Origin of the sequence: Chitinophaga sp. OAE865 (assembly GCF_040546735.1) — a bacterium.
Lineage (GTDB): Bacteria > Bacteroidota > Bacteroidia > Chitinophagales > Chitinophagaceae > Chitinophaga > Chitinophaga polysaccharea_A.
The window spans coordinates 3,098,485-3,112,595 of the sequence record NZ_JBEPOF010000001.1; the positions used below are offsets into that span (position 1 = coordinate 3,098,485).

Annotated in this window: 13 protein-coding genes; 8 read left to right on the forward strand and 5 right to left on the reverse strand. The window is 47.8% G+C overall.

The window, feature by feature from the left end:
• The first annotated feature begins 85 nt into the window (after nucleotides 1–85).
• The 4 genes from ABIE50_RS12635 to ABIE50_RS12650 all read left to right on the forward strand — a co-directional run bounded on the left by ABIE50_RS12635 (nucleotide 86) and on the right by ABIE50_RS12650 (nucleotide 4,038).
• A complete protein-coding gene (locus ABIE50_RS12635; RefSeq protein ID WP_209861084.1) occupies nucleotides 86–295 on the forward strand; it encodes a sigma factor-like helix-turn-helix DNA-binding protein in 210 nt (69 codons plus the stop codon).
• Entirely contained in the window at nucleotides 295–1,260 is a 966-nt protein-coding gene (locus ABIE50_RS12640) for a FecR family protein (RefSeq protein ID WP_209861082.1), read from the forward strand. The genes ABIE50_RS12635 and ABIE50_RS12640 overlap by 1 nt, the downstream gene beginning before the upstream one ends.
• Entirely contained in the window at nucleotides 1,202–2,494 is a 1,293-nt protein-coding gene (locus ABIE50_RS12645) for a hypothetical protein (protein WP_209861080.1), read from the forward strand. Before ABIE50_RS12640 ends, ABIE50_RS12645 begins: the two co-directional genes overlap by 59 nt.
• A 308-nt stretch (nucleotides 2,495–2,802) precedes the next feature.
• Entirely contained in the window at nucleotides 2,803–4,038 is a 1,236-nt protein-coding gene (locus ABIE50_RS12650; protein WP_209861078.1) for an amidohydrolase family protein, read from the forward strand.
• 66 nt (nucleotides 4,039–4,104) lie between these two features.
• Here ABIE50_RS12650 and ppsA read toward each other — a convergent pair whose 3' ends face one another.
• Complete coding sequence (gene ppsA / locus ABIE50_RS12655) at nucleotides 4,105–6,519, reverse strand: phosphoenolpyruvate synthase (protein WP_209861076.1); 2,415 nt, start codon at nucleotides 6,517–6,519, stop codon at nucleotides 4,105–4,107.
• Nucleotides 6,520–6,728: 209 nt separating this feature from the next.
• Here ppsA and ABIE50_RS12660 point away from each other — a divergent pair, with 209 nt between their 5' ends.
• Nucleotides 6,729–7,232 carry an Lrp/AsnC family transcriptional regulator gene (locus ABIE50_RS12660; RefSeq protein ID WP_142682874.1) on the forward strand — a complete coding sequence of 168 codons (504 nt, stop codon included), beginning with the start codon at nucleotides 6,729–6,731 and terminating at the stop codon, nucleotides 7,230–7,232.
• 175 nt (nucleotides 7,233–7,407) lie between these two features.
• On the opposite strand, the gene ABIE50_RS12665 is transcribed toward ABIE50_RS12660, so the two are convergent.
• The gene (locus ABIE50_RS12665; RefSeq protein ID WP_209861074.1) at nucleotides 7,408–9,456 is read right to left on the reverse strand and encodes a beta-L-arabinofuranosidase domain-containing protein; all 2,049 of its coding nucleotides are present in this window, start codon (nucleotides 9,454–9,456) and stop codon (nucleotides 7,408–7,410) included.
• Nucleotides 9,457–9,593: 137 nt separating this feature from the next.
• Between ABIE50_RS12665 and ABIE50_RS12670 the strand changes: the two genes are divergently transcribed.
• Nucleotides 9,594–10,388 (forward strand): alpha/beta hydrolase, encoded by a 795-nt coding sequence (locus ABIE50_RS12670; RefSeq protein WP_209861072.1) that lies wholly within the window; start codon nucleotides 9,594–9,596, stop codon nucleotides 10,386–10,388.
• Between the two features lies 1 nt (nucleotide 10,389).
• On the opposite strand, the gene ABIE50_RS12675 is transcribed toward ABIE50_RS12670, so the two are convergent.
• Nucleotides 10,390–11,124, reverse strand: a complete 735-nt coding sequence (locus tag ABIE50_RS12675) for a DNA-formamidopyrimidine glycosylase family protein (protein WP_209861070.1) — start codon at nucleotides 11,122–11,124, stop codon at nucleotides 10,390–10,392.
• A gap of 54 nt (nucleotides 11,125–11,178) precedes the next feature.
• On the opposite strand from ABIE50_RS12675, the gene ABIE50_RS12680 reads away from it, so the two are divergent.
• Nucleotides 11,179–11,784 carry an alpha-ketoglutarate-dependent dioxygenase AlkB family protein gene (locus tag ABIE50_RS12680; RefSeq protein ID WP_209861068.1) on the forward strand — a complete coding sequence of 202 codons (606 nt, stop codon included), beginning with the start codon at nucleotides 11,179–11,181 and terminating at the stop codon, nucleotides 11,782–11,784.
• A 94-nt stretch (nucleotides 11,785–11,878) separates the two neighbouring features.
• Complete coding sequence (locus tag ABIE50_RS12685; RefSeq protein WP_209861066.1) at nucleotides 11,879–12,724, forward strand: protease complex subunit PrcB family protein; 846 nt, start codon at nucleotides 11,879–11,881, stop codon at nucleotides 12,722–12,724.
• Between the two features lie 71 nt (nucleotides 12,725–12,795).
• Here ABIE50_RS12685 and ABIE50_RS12690 read toward each other — a convergent pair whose 3' ends face one another.
• On the reverse strand, nucleotides 12,796–13,644 hold the full coding sequence (locus ABIE50_RS12690) for an NAD(P)-dependent oxidoreductase (RefSeq protein WP_209861064.1): 849 nt from the start codon (nucleotides 13,642–13,644) through the stop codon (nucleotides 12,796–12,798).
• Between the two features lie 70 nt (nucleotides 13,645–13,714).
• A complete protein-coding gene (locus ABIE50_RS12695) occupies nucleotides 13,715–14,068 on the reverse strand; it encodes a winged helix-turn-helix transcriptional regulator (protein WP_142682867.1) in 354 nt (117 codons plus the stop codon).
• Nucleotides 14,069–14,111: the final 43 nt, after the last annotated feature.

Here is a 14,111-nt window from a genome sequence, read left to right on the forward strand (position 1 = left end):
AAAAGAGCAGTATATAACAACCAATAATCATACTGCAGGTGAATTCCGGGATGCGCTTATTGACAAGGAAGCTTACCGCCGGATCATGGAAGGCATTGAAGGCCTGCCGCCGCAATGTAAGCTGATCTTCACCAAAAGCAGGTTTGAAGGAAAGAAGTATGTAGAAATTGCCGGGGAAATGGGATTGTCTGTAAAAACCGTAGAAGCCCAGGTGGGAAAGGCTTTAAAGATCCTCCGGGAAAACCTCTTCGATACAATGACCGCAGTATTTATTTTACTTTTATTACAACCATAATGAGCAACGGGGAGCTGTCATACGGGTTACTAGGCAAATACTTTTCGGGGGAAGCTTCCCCGGAAGAAGCCATGGCGGTTGATGACTGGGTCAGGCAGCACCCGGATCACCGCAGGTTATACGATGAAGCCGCCGCGGTGTGGGACAATGCAGCCGGTGCTCCGCGTTACCAGCTGCCTGATAAAGGGGCGCTGCTCCGGGAGATCAAAGAACAGGCAACAAGGCAACGGCCCCGGGTAACTCCCTGGCGCATTGCGGCTGCATTGCTGCTGCTGTTGGGAGCCGCTGTGCTCTATTTTGTGCTGCAGCCATCGCAGCCCGGGCATATGGGGTTCCCTGTGGTTATCCGGCAAACCACTACCGGCATTTACCGCGATACCCTGCCCGATCACTCACTGGTGGTATTGAACAGTCATTCTTCCATAAAATACCCGCCGGGAGAAACCCGGCAAATACAATTAACGGGCGAAGCCTGGTTTAATGTAACTTCTGATCCGTTAAAACCGTTTATAGTATCCGTGGGAGATCTCCGTATTGAAGTACTGGGCACTGCCTTTAATGTACGTCAGCTGGCCGGTGTTATTAATGTAGCGGTTAGCACTGGCGCAGTAAAGGTGAGTAAGAGAGATACCGCTATTACGGTAAAGACAGGGCAACAGCTCAGCTATGATACCAGTACGCAGCGGTTCAGTATGGGTAACAATGTTAACCCTAATGAAACGGGATACGCCACGAGGATCTTTAATTTTGAAGATGCTTCCTTGAAAGAGATTACGGCACAACTGGAAAGGGCATACGGCATTAAAGTGATACTTGAAAATGAACGCCTCGGGAACTGCACTATGAGCAGCGCTTTTGAGAATAAACCAATACAATACGTTTTTGAAGTGATTTCAATTACGTTGAATGTACAATGCAGATTTGAGAATGACCGGGTATATATCAGCGGGGCAGGATGTAACTAGTCTGCTATCGAAGTTTTCTATAATGGTGTGGCTCACCTTCATCACTACCATGGTTTCCGCGCAAACGGCGAAGGTAAATCTCCGGAAAGAAGTGAACATTCCAGCTGCGGATATGCAGCTGGATGAATTATTGCATCTGGTGAGCAAACAGGCAGGTATCCGGTTTTCGGTGAACACCCGGAAATTCCCCGGCACCACCGTGGTGCATATAAAGAAAGGCCGGCAGCCCTTATCACGGCTGCTCGGAGATCTTCGTGAATCTACCGGTATGGGTTACCGCGCGTTGGAAAGCCATATTATTTTTGTAGATAACCCGGCGCCTCTTGCTGCTAAAAGAACGCCTGCTGCGGTTAAACCATCTAAGGTAATACAGCCCGTCCATTTTTTTAACAGGCAGCTTTCCATGCTGCCGGCCAGGCAGGCGGCCTCCTTACCGGTAACTTTTTTACCAATGTCAGTTGCCATGAAACAGGATACGATGTATTCAGGATTGTTTGAAGCAACAGCAGATTCCTCTAATGTAAAACCGGCCGGGTTTCGTATTCCACTCCACGCTACCGGGAATGTTAAAGACACTATTGTAAACATCTACCGGTCGCCCCGCAGATCTTTCGCAGCAACTTTAGTGGAGCACCTGCGGCCAGCAGGCGGGCATACACCTGTTGCCGGTGGCACAGAAAATGAAGAACCCATATTTTCGTTTAAGCCATATGCCGCCGCAGGTATGGTGGCCGACGAATCTTTTTATGTAAATCCCACTATCCAGGCAGGACTGCCATTCCTTTATGTAATTGGTTCCTGGAGCACTAACTTCTCTTTTTCTATGTTACGGTATGGTGCAGGTACATCCATGCGCTTACCAGGCAGCTGGCGTTTGCACGTACAAGTCACCACGGGCCGCATAGAAGCTGCCGGCTACGATTCCCTGGGCTACATCCCTATAACGGTGAAGGCGCAGCTACATAAATTATCGCTGGTAACAGAAAAGCAAATCGGTAATCAGTGGGGGTTACAGGTTGGCGCTGCATTGAACAGCCTGCAAACAACCTATTACAGGAACAACGAACCAGCTCCGTTGAACAAGGAAGAAAACGAGGCACTGGCCAACATAAAGTATTTTAAACCGCCTTATACCATCAGCAATAATTTCTCTCCCGATGCGGGCCGTAGTAATAAACTGTGGATCGGTTTCCAGGCAGGTATTTTCTATCGTTTGAATTTTTATAAAGAATAATGTTTTTTTCAGGGCTGCGTGTATTGATAATACAATGGTACTACAGGTACCAAGATGATTGCATTATTAAAAACAGCAAAGCACACCAATAATATTTCCTGTATTAATAACTATGTTTACCAGCATTACGTATTTACCTGTAATGCTGTTCCCCTACAGTGCCCAACCAGGCGTTCCGGCGTGAGAGCGCCCTTTTTTAATAAAGCGATCCATACTTTCTGCAACATATTTGAATACTTTTATAACATTTGTAACCGGTGGGCAAAACAGAATAATTAAAATCGCAGAAAAAAGCTAATAATTATCTGATGAAAACATACTTGCTTTATTTACTTACGCTTCTTTCGGGTAGTGTCTATGCACAACTTCCCGCACAGCAGGAGCTTGCACTGGTAGGGGCTACCATCTATACTGCTCCTCAAACTTTACCTGTTATATCAGGAGTGGTGATTATCAGGAACGGTAAAATTACAGCAGTAGGCAATGATAAACAGGTAAAGGTGCCTGCACAAATGAAAGTAATAGATTGTAAAGGACTGGTGATGATGGCTGGTTTCTGGAATTGTCATGTGCATTTTATTGAGCCCAAATGGGATCATGCGGATAAACAGCCGGCGGCTGTGCTCAGCAGGCAAATGGACAGCATGATCAACAGCCGTGGTTTTACGCATGTATTTGACCTGGCTGCGCTGAACTACCCTAACCTGCTGGCGCTTCGTGCCAGGGTAATGTCTGGCGAAGTAAACGGTCCCGCGATGCTTACAGTAGGTGCTCCCTTTGTGCCTCCTCATGGCAACCCCTTCTATATCCGGCCGCTTTCCCTGCCGGAAATGAACACGCCGGATGAGGCGGTAGCGCATGTTACCAGGCAGATCAGGGCCGGTGCAGATGGAATTAAGATCATGTCGGCATCACCGGATGGACACGGCATTGTGCCAATGCCTATGAACATCATAAAGGCTGCCACCAGCACTGCGCATAAATTTCATAAGCAGGTGTTTGCGCATCCTACTGCTGATACAGGGATGCATATTGCGCTTGCCGGTGGAGTGGATATCCTTGCGCATGTAGCGCCGGATGGTTATCATAGCTGGACAAAGAACGAAACGGACCAGCTGTTGTTGCACAAAGTGGCGCTTATTCCCACACTGAAACTTTACAAATGGGAACTGGAAAGAAAGCAACTACCCCTAACGAACCCGTTAATGACAACTGCCGTGCAGCAACTGGGCGCATATGCGGGTGCAGGTGGTGAAATTCTATTCGGCACAGATGTGGGGTATGTAACCGATTATGATACGTCCGACGAATTCAGGCTCATGGCAGAAGCAGGAATGAGCTTTGATCAGATCCTTGCTTCCCTGACAACAGCTCCCGCCAAAAGGTTTGGAGTGGCACAGCACAGCGGTACTATCGCCCGGGGAATGGATGCGGATATTGTGCTGCTGAAGGCCGACCCGCATACAGATAGTCGCCACTTTTCCGACGTGGCATATACCATCCGGAATGGCAAAGTTATTTATAGCAGTGTGGTAAGGAAATAAGCAGGGCTGGAGAAAAAGAACCCCTGAAACCTTGTATTACGCGCAGTTCCAGGGGTTGCTGCTTTTCTAATCTTCCGCCTCATGAATCGCCATCACCGTTTTTATGATTGCATCTGGTGTAACTGAAATACTGTCTATGCCCTGCTCCACAAGGAATTTTGTGAAATCAGGAAAATCGGACGGGCCCTGCCCGCAAATTCCCACTTTTACTTTTTGTTGTTTCGCCACTTTAATCAGGTGTGCAATCAGCCGCAGCACCGCAGGATTACGCTCGTTATAAAGATTGGCCACCAGGGAAGAATCCCTGTCGAGACCAAGTGTGAGCTGTGTCAGATCATTGGATCCTATCGAGAATCCGTCTATGTATGCAGAAAACTCTTCGGCCATCATAATATTGGAAGGCAGTTCCGCCATCAGGTATACTTCCAGCCCCTGCTGCCCGCGGCGCAATCCGAATTCTTCCATGGTTGCCAGTACCAGTTGCAGCTCTTCCACGGTGCGGCAGAAAGGGATCATTACCACTACATTTTTCAGTCCCATCGTTTCCCTTACTTTCACCAGCGCTTTACATTCCAGTTCAAAGGCTGGTTTGTATTGAGGGGAATAATAACGGGAAGCGCCTCTCCAGCCTATCATCGGGTTTTCTTCCGTAGGCTCAAAGTGTTTACCACCAAGTAAATTGAAGTACTCGTTACTCTTGAAATCGGAGAAGCGTACAATTACTTTTTCCGGGTAAAAAGCCGCAGCAATTTTTCCTACGCCATAAGCAAGCTTGTCTACAAAATAATCCGTTTCACTGGCATGCCCCTGGATAAGCTGCGCAATTTTTGCGGACAATTCCGGATCGTTCAGTTCCTTGTGATGCAATAATGCCAGCGGGTGCGCCTTGATATAATTGTTGATGATAAACTCTTCACGGGCAAGTCCCACGCCTTTATTGGGCAGGTGCGTAAACTGGAAGGCCATTGCCGGAGAGCCTACATTCAGCATCAGCGGCGTACGGATGGAAGGCAGCGTGCTCAGGTCCAGCTGGTCTTCCCGGAACGGGAGTATCCCTTCATATACAATACCATCGCTGCCTTCGGCGCAGCTAACAGTGATGCTTTGCCCGTCGTTTAATTTTTCTGTAGCATCGCCGCAGCCAACAATAGCAGGGATGCCCATTTCGCGGGCTACTATAGCAGCATGACAGGTACGCCCGCCTTTATTGGTCACAATAGCGGAGGCCATTTTCATGATCGGCTCCCAGTCCGGGTCCGTCATGTCGGTTACCAGTACATCGCCTGGTTTGAATTCGCTGCCGGTAATGAGCCGGTTATCAAGGGAAAAAAGGATGTTCACTTTGCCTGCCGCTATTTTATCGCCTACAGCAATTCCTTTGAGCAGCTGCCGTGGCAGGGTGCCGTTATGTTCAATGGCATAGGTAGTTACCTTGTTATGATCTTTACGGGAATGAATGGTTTCCGGCCTTGCCTGTACAATGAACAGGTCGTTGGTAAGCCCGTCTACCGCCCACTCCACATCCATGGGGCACCAGCGGCCTTTCTTTTCTGAATAATAACTTTCTATGCATCGCACCCAGGTGGCCAGCTGCATGATCTGCGCATCGTTCAAACAAAAATGCTGCTGTTGCTTTTTTTCTACCGGGATGATCTTTGTTCTTTCATCACTACTTTCCCCGTACACCATTTTTTTATCTTTTACTCCCAGTTTCTTTTCGATGATGGGAGTATAACCCTGCTGCATACACGGTTTAAATACCATGAATTCGTCAGGCGATACTGCGCCCTGCACTACCATTTCTCCCAGGCCAAAAGAGCCGTTGATCACCACCACTTCTTTAAAGCCCGATTCGGTATCGAGCGAAAAGGCCACTCCCGAAGCGCCAAGATCGGCGCGCACCATTTTCTGTACACATACTGACAAGCCTATACTAAAATGGTCGTATCCGAAATTCTGACGGTAACTGATAGCGCGGTCGGTAAACAGTGAAGCGAAACAGTTTCTCACGGCATCAATCAGGGCGGCAGGTCCTCTTACATTGAGGAAGGTTTCCTGCTGACCTGCAAAAGAGGCGTCGGGAAGGTCTTCCGCGGTAGCAGATGACCGTACTGCCACATCGGTTTGTTCCTGCCCGTATTGCTGCGATAAAGCATGATACGCGGCAATGATCTCTTCGCTTAGTTCATGCGGGAACCGGGTGCTGCTGATAGCCTGTCTTATTTTCTGACCCGCCCTGCGCAGGGTGATGATGTCATTAAAGTTTACCGTAGCTACCTGTTCTGCAATAAATTGTTCGAGGCCGCTTTGCTTCATAAAATCATAGTATGCCCTGGTTGTAATGGCAAACCCTGAAGGAACAGCTACGCCTGCTTCCGACAAATTAGCGATCATCTCGCCTAATGAAGCGGATTTACCGCCCACTAAGGCAATAGCATCCATGCCTACCGCATGAAGCGGCAGTACAATACTCTCTCTCATGTAAAAATGAGTTTAATGAATAATAATGTGGAGGACTGTTGGTCGTCTTCCAAACGTGGTTAGATTTCTATAGCAGCAAGTTAGATGATGCTGCAATGGAATAACGGCAACACAGATAAAAGCGAAAACAAAACTAAAAAAATGGAGCATTGCCGACTTTTTTTCATTAAATCAGTAGCAGTATCGCTATTTTTGAAAAAAAATCACCCATGAATTTCATACCTGACCAGATTGATATGTGTATAATGGACATATTGCAGGAAGACGCCAGGACCACCAATAAAGAGATTGCTGCCAGGTTAGGTAAGTCAGTTACTTCTATATTTGAACGAGTGAAACGTTTGGAGGCAGAGGGGTATATTTTACGCTATATCGCCGTGCTCAATAAGAACAAGCTGGGCAAAAATCTTGTGGCATGGACCAGCGTAACCCTTAAAGAGCATGGGCAGGACCGGCTTCCGGCGTTTGAACAAAAGATCAATACATTCCCTGAAGTAATGGAATGTTATAAAATGAACGGGCAGTTCGATTACCTGCTTAAAATACTGGTGGCAGACATGGAAGCATATGAACTGTTTAATCTTACCAAACTATCCAAACTGGATAATATCTATAAGATCCGTAGCCTGTTTGTTTTAGCAGAAACCAAACAGGAAGTGGAGCTGAACCTTAAAACAGGATTGCCCGTCAAGCTGCAGCAGAAAAATAAATAATTTTAAAAAGTAGCTGCAGCGCCTCGCCATGCAGTTAAAGCGGTTCACAGCAATAGGTATTACAACAGTTTGTGACGCCTGCGGTTACCAGGGAAGCCCAAAATAACCACAGGCGATATCCGCATCAAGTCCACCTTTTATATATGTGCCAGGCATGCCCTAAGCCAGTGCCATATTAATTCTCCGCCATTCCGGGCACTGTTACTGCATTCACTACCGGGAACTGGGAAATGCGCAATCTGGTACAGCCAAAAGGCACCAATGTGATCTCTTCCTCTTCACCGGTTTCCATGCCATAGGTTATACTATATGGAATAGGACCAGCCATTTCATTGTATAATTTCCAGGAAGGGATCCTTTTTGCTGTAGTTTTCAGGGAGATGGGGACATATTCCAGGTTCCACGGCCAGGCGCTCTTATGGCCGCTTTTTTCCACGTGGAAGCGTGCTGCCAGTTTATCATCCGGAGTGGCTATCAAGGCATAGTTCCATGGGGTAGCAGGGCGTACCTCCTGGTAACTGTCGCCATAATCCATAGGGTCTTTATCATTCTTTACAGTAGTCACTTCTTCACCTATTTTCAGTACATAGGTTACCGGACCGCGTTCTACTGATAAAGAATTTTCAAACCAGTGTTCCTGGTAGATGTGCATCGGCAACGCCAGCTCCACCACATCACCCTGCTGCCAGGTTCTTTCCACTTTCACTACCTGGTTACCAGCCGCCTGCTGCCATACCTTTCCATTGATCTTTATGGTAGCCTGCTTACACCAGGCCGGGATGCGCAGGTGAAAAGGGAAACTCACTTTTTGGGAAGCGCTGATACTAAAGGTAACGGCTTCTTCAAAAGGATAATTGGTGACTTCTTTTACAGTAACGGGGATTTGCCCTGCTACATATATTTTCACTTCACTGGGGGCATATAGCAGCGCGGCTATGCCACTATCTGCTGTAGCATACCAGAGGTTTTGCGCAAATTTAGGCCACCCCTGGTGCATATTGGCGGTGCAGCATGGATAGCCGGACAGCAACCCGTAGCAAAGATCTGTACCGCTGTGGTTCACATCAAAGTTACGGATATGCCGTGTAGCCATTACCTGATTGGACTGCTGGAAATACTGACGGGCCATAAAGTTTTCCGTAATCTGCGAAGGCAACACATTGAAGGCGATCTTCTCCAGCTGATCAGCGTACCGCACATCGCCGCTTATTTCCAGGATACTTTCCAGTGAAAACATCATTTCTACCGCCGAACACAGTTCCGACCCCTGTGTGGGATTATTGCCGTGCAGGGCTTCATCTCCACCGTAAAGGCCATTTGCCATCCCGTTAAATGTGCGGAGGTCATCGAATCCCCTGGCGGTAGCCATACGGTATATGGAATCCGGATGCTGCTGGAAATAGATCATGGGCTCCTTTATTCCCTGCGCCAGGTTTACACCATGTATGCTGCCTGTTGTTGATAACAGGTTGGTGTTCATAAATGCATTGGTATAGTCGAAGGTCTGTTTGTGGATCAGCTCTGCAAGATCCAGCAGGAACGCATCTCCTGTAATATTATACAACCAGTACACTACCGCCAGGTTATCGCCTGCACGGTACTTTGCCCAGAAGCTCCAGTGGTCCAGCGGTTTTTGTGGCAGCTCTTTCAGCTGGTAGCGGAAATAATTTGTCATCAGTTTAATGATCCGGGTATCAGCTGTGGCATCGTAGTATTGCTTCAGTACTTTCAGCATTACCATCTTGGGCCACCAGTCGTGGCTGTTATTACGCTGTACGCCCGCTTCGTAGGGGTAGTCTTTAGCCGGACCGAAATAACCATCGGGTTGCTGGCTTTTAATAGACCATTCCACCCATGGCTTTACTTTCGCGATCAATGCCTCGTCTTTCAGCAGGTAAGCCAGTGGAAGCAATCCATCAATCCAGTAAGGACCGCGTTCCCACTGGTCTCCGTCGCCACCCAGCCATCCGTTCCGATGGTTCATCACCAGCGGGTATAGCTTATCCAGCTGGCCGGTGGCGCCGTTCTTTTGCTGTACCAGCACAGTACGCAGCCATCCCTGGGGAGTAATGGCGCCCAAAGGCAGCATGGTATATGGTTTGGTATGAAGCGGGGCCCGGTTGTTATAGTAATGCGGCAACGCAGCCGTATTCTTCTTTTTCTGCGCGGTAGCATATAAGGTGAGCCCCAGCAATATGGCGGAAGCAATCGCAAAATGTTTCATAAATGATCTGTAAGGAGGCAAAATGAACTGACAATTTATTACTATTTTCCTACCGGTGGTTATCTTCATTGACTCATTCTTTCTTTAAAATGTATCATATATTTCCTTATGTTTGGAAGAAAAAGATGCGGCTTCTATTGGCAATCCTGTTAACCGTAACGATAGGGATCAACACATCCACGGCACAAACCACTCCTTTTGTTTTAGGCGAAACACAACAGTTTTTTTCCTCTATACTGAATGAAACCCGTACTTTGAATATATACCTGCCCGATGGGTATACAGCCGCCGCGAACACCCGTTACCCGGTGATATACCTGCTGGATGGATCGGCAAACGAAGACTTTATCCATATTGCCGGTATTATACAGTTCCTCACCATGATCAAACAGCAGCCGCCTGCTATCCTGGTGGGTATTGCCAACTCAGACCGGAAGCATGATTTTACCTTTCCTACTACCGTGAAAAAAGATAAAGATGATTTTCCTACTACAGGTGGTTCGGAAAAGTTCATCCGCTTCCTGGATAGGGAGCTGAAACCATATGTACAACGGCATTTCCGTACCAACGATACCAGTACACTTATAGGGCAGTCGCTCGGAGGATTGCTGGCTTCCGAAATAGTGCTTAAGCAGCCAGCTATGTTTAACAACTATGTGATTGTTAGTCCCAGCCTTTGGTGGGACCAGGAATCCTTACTGAAACAGGCCGGGAAATTATTGGCGGCTTCACCGGCTGTGCATGTCAGTGTATTCGTTACCGTAGGAAAGGAGGGAAAAAAAATGGAAGCGCCTGCACGGCAGCTGGGCGGGCTGCTGAAAGATAAGCCCGGCATGCATGTTAACTTTGAGCCGTTACGGGAGGAAACGCATCTTACCATTTTGCATAACGCAGTGTATAAGGCATTACAATGGCTGAATGGCGTGAAGTAGCCTATGTATAAATTATCTGGCAGTTATTACAGAAAAAGCTTCTCCGGTTCGTTTTTCCGAGGTAGGCTTTAATAAGAGGAATGTTACAACGCGGGCATATCTTTTTCGTATGTGCGAGCCAGTGTTTTTTCAGCACAAATGCTTTCTTCCATTCGAGGAAGTCGTAGCTGTATTGCACTGCTTCATGTACCAGTTCTTTCCGCTTTTTAAGCGGCAGCTTTCCCACCAGGCTTTGCGGGTGTACGCGTATGCGGAACAGTACTTCGTTCTTAATAATATTTCCTACACCGGCAAAAATATCCTGGTTCAACAGGGCATCGCAAACCAATGTGTCCGGGATTTTTTTAAGTTTAGCCATTGCTTTTGAAGCATCCCAGTTTTCGTTCAGCACATCGGCGCTCCAGTCGTACACCTCATCCAGGGGTTCTTCTATGACCCTTATGGAAGAAGTGTAAAAGTTCAGTTCCCCGTTGGCGAACTGCAGATGCAAACGGGCAGGCATATCTTTGGCCTCATTGACCCGGTAGGTGCCAAACATCAGGAAGTGAATGCGTACCGAAAAACCAGGGAAGCAGATCAGGAAATGTTTGCCCCAGCTTTTGAAGCCGGTAACTTTTTTCCCGGTTATCCGGCTGAAATCAATTGTTTTTGAGTTGCCCGAGGCGCTGATCACCTTTTTCCCGGCAAAGCGGGCCACTTCTTCTTTCAGTATTACTATCGAAGGTCCTTCTGGCATAAAATTGATGTAAATTTATCTATAGGTAACCTCACTAAATTATGTGCCGTATATATGTCGCAGTTAAGTTTTTTTGATGACAACGAAAGCCTGCGTTTCCCGGAGAACCTCCTGGAATACTACCCTCATTTCCTGGAGGCGGGCCCCGCGCTGGCATTGATGAATGAGCTGATTGCCACGGCGCCCTGGAAGCAGACCACGCTTACCATCAAAGACAAGGTACTGCTTACGCCACGGCTCACAGCCTGGTTCGGGGATGCTAAAAGAAGTTACCGCCTGTCGGAGAAGCAGATCAATCCGCATCCCTGGACGCCTGCGCTGAGTGCGTTACGGGAGAAGGTGGAAGCCTTTACCCACATGAACTTCAACAGTGTGTTGCTGAACTACTATCGCGATGGGAACGATTCGGTGGCCTGGCACAGTGATAATGAAAAGGAGCTGGGACAACATCCCAGTATCGCTTCCCTGAGCCTGGGGCAGGCGAGGAGCTTTGACTTCAGGAATAAAAAAGATCATCAGCAGAAGTATTCCCTCAGGTTGGGTAATGGCTCCTTACTGATTATGAAAGGGGATTTGCAGCATCACTGGGAGCACCGTATCCCTAAATCTGCCAGGCCCCTGCAACCCCGGCTCAATCTTACCTTCCGGATCATTTATTAGGCGCTGTTATTACACAGTTGAGGAATAATGTCACACCCGTTCATGTCATCTTGTTACAAATCCCTACTTTCGCAGTATGTTAAACACCTGTTTTATGAAACTATATACGGCAGTAGCATTACCGTTATTCTTCCTGACCCTGCATCCCGGAGATGTACACGGCACCGGTAAAGCCGGTACGGAAATGATGGCTCCAAAGCCGAAACCACGGATCTCTTTTGGCAATGGCATTGATCTTATTGTAAAAGGACTTGGTTTGAACATCGACAATGTCCGTTTTATTAAAGCTCCCAAAGCCACTGACTATTTTAAAAAAGCGAACGATAAAGCCCCTTATGCGCCTTCCCTGATTATTGCGGCACTTAATGGGGTGGAGTCGCTGCGCGATGTAGATCCCGCATCACCCGCTACACGGGAGCAATTTGCTATCGCCTTGTACGAAGCTATCCAATCCACAGGCCAGTATCCTGTGAATATGATGTTCATCAATATCAAAGACGAAAGCTCATTCGTAAGCGGGGGAATGAATGCAGTACAAACGTTGATCAAGTTTAAAGTAGTGGCCCTGGAAAACGGCAACTATCGTCCAAAATCCTATATTACCAAGGCGGAAGCTGCAAAAATGGTAGAGAATGCAACCGCATTTATACAGGCGCATAAAAGCGCTGCGGCAGAACACAGCGGCAAAGGGCCGGTGAGCTTTGCCTCCACACCGGTGAATGATAAGGTGAACAGTATTGTGATCACGGCAGAAAATCAGCCTACTTCGGGTTATACGCTTAAAGTAACCCGTATTGTTTTCACGGAAGCAAATGAAGCAGAGATCCATTATAAGCTTACTCCGCCGCCTTCCGGCAGTATGAACCTGCAGGTGATCACATCGCCAACGGCAGAAACGTATGTGCCTGCCGGTTATACGGTAGTGTTGAAGGAGGACTGATAAACATATCGTAAAAAGAGGGGGGCGTACCAGCTATGGTGCGCCCCCTTCTTTTTATCATTAATTTTTATTCAGATGCTGTCCTTACCTATCACGGTCCAGTCTTCATTCCCGTGTCCCTTTTGGATCCACCGGTCCATTTCAGCTGCGATAGCCGGCAATACGGCGAGTGGCACATTGCTTTTATTCGCTGCATCTATAAACAGCTGGGTGTCTTTCCTTGCCATGCTCAGCTCCCAGGAAGGGTTGCTATAGCTGCCGGAAGTCATACGTTGTAAACGGGCAGGTAATGCACCGCCGGGATTCCATGAGCTGAACAGGGAGCTTACATCGCTCAGTGGGATCTCCAGCGCTTTGGCAAGCGACAGGGTATCTGCCAGTCCAGCGGTGAGCCCTACCAGGAAGCTGTTCCCAATGAGTTTCATACCTGCCGCCTTACCGGTGATATCGCCAAAATTGATCACCTTTCCGGTCATTTTTGAGAGGGCGGGCTCCCAGGTATTGATCACTGCCTGATCGCCGGAAACCAGCATATAACCACTGCTGTCAAGCGCATTTGCAGGCCCCATGAACACAGGAGCGTGCAGGTAGGTAAAACCACGCTCTTTCCACTCTTTTGTTCTGGCCACTGCGCCATCGGCGGAGGTGGTGGTGTGATCAATGATCACTGCACCGGGTGTAAGCCCGGCTGCGGCTGCCGCCAATACTTCATTTACCGTATGATCATCTTTTAAGGTAAGATGAATACGGCTGGCGCCTTTCACAGCGGCGGCTGCATCAGGGAATACCTTAGCGCCGTATGCCTCCAGGGCTGCGGCTTTTGAAGCGGTACGGTTCCATACCTGTACCTGTTCACCTTTACTGATCAACGCCCTTACGAAATTTGACCCCAGGAGGCCCATGCCTAAGAATGCTATCATAACCTTTTTTTTCCGAAGATAGGAAAAAGTTAACGGCATATAATGAGTGGGTTGAAGGCATCAGAAACTGTTAATTTCCCCGCAGGATCGCTTCTTTCAACACTTCTTCATGCTCATCCGCCCATTCTCCCAATACCTTAATTACGGGTATAAGAGAGGCGCCTAGTGTTGTAAGGCTATATTCTACTTTCGGCGGCGCCTGTGCAAACACCACCTTTGATACCAGTCCATGTTTTTCCATTTCATTGAGCTGGATATTTAACACACGGCGGGTGGCATCAGGTATTTGCCGCTGTAGTTCGCTTGGGCGTTTATGCCCTTTATGGATGAAATACAACAGGCGTATTTTCCACTTGCCGTAGAGCACTTCCCCTACAAGATCAAGACCGCAATTCAGCGTAACAGGGAGCTTTTTTACATACATGGATCAAAAGTACTTTATTGTTCTTAAACAAGCCATAGGGATA

Coding starts and splice junctions, on each gene's coding strand:
- ABIE50_RS12635 (WP_209861084.1), top strand. CDS start 86: ATGGAAGGCATTGAAGGCCTGCCGCCGCAATGTAAGCTGATCTTCACC.
- ABIE50_RS12650 (WP_209861078.1), top strand. CDS start 2,803: ATGAAAACATACTTGCTTTATTTACTTACGCTTCTTTCGGGTAGTGTC.
- ppsA (WP_209861076.1), bottom strand. CDS start 6,519: ATGAGAGAGAGTATTGTACTGCCGCTTCATGCGGTAGGCATGGATGCT.
- ABIE50_RS12640 (WP_209861082.1), top strand. CDS start 295: ATGAGCAACGGGGAGCTGTCATACGGGTTACTAGGCAAATACTTTTCG.
- ABIE50_RS12675 (WP_209861070.1), bottom strand. CDS start 11,124: ATGCCAGAAGGACCTTCGATAGTAATACTGAAAGAAGAAGTGGCCCGC.
- ABIE50_RS12690 (WP_209861064.1), bottom strand. CDS start 13,644: ATGATAGCATTCTTAGGCATGGGCCTCCTGGGGTCAAATTTCGTAAGG.
- ABIE50_RS12660 (WP_142682874.1), top strand. CDS start 6,729: ATGAATTTCATACCTGACCAGATTGATATGTGTATAATGGACATATTG.
- ABIE50_RS12645 (WP_209861080.1), top strand. CDS start 1,202: ATGTACAATGCAGATTTGAGAATGACCGGGTATATATCAGCGGGGCAG.
- ABIE50_RS12695 (WP_142682867.1), bottom strand. CDS start 14,068: ATGTATGTAAAAAAGCTCCCTGTTACGCTGAATTGCGGTCTTGATCTT.
- ABIE50_RS12665 (WP_209861074.1), bottom strand. CDS start 9,456: ATGAAACATTTTGCGATTGCTTCCGCCATATTGCTGGGGCTCACCTTA.
- ABIE50_RS12680 (WP_209861068.1), top strand. CDS start 11,179: ATGTCGCAGTTAAGTTTTTTTGATGACAACGAAAGCCTGCGTTTCCCG.
- ABIE50_RS12685 (WP_209861066.1), top strand. CDS start 11,879: ATGAAACTATATACGGCAGTAGCATTACCGTTATTCTTCCTGACCCTG.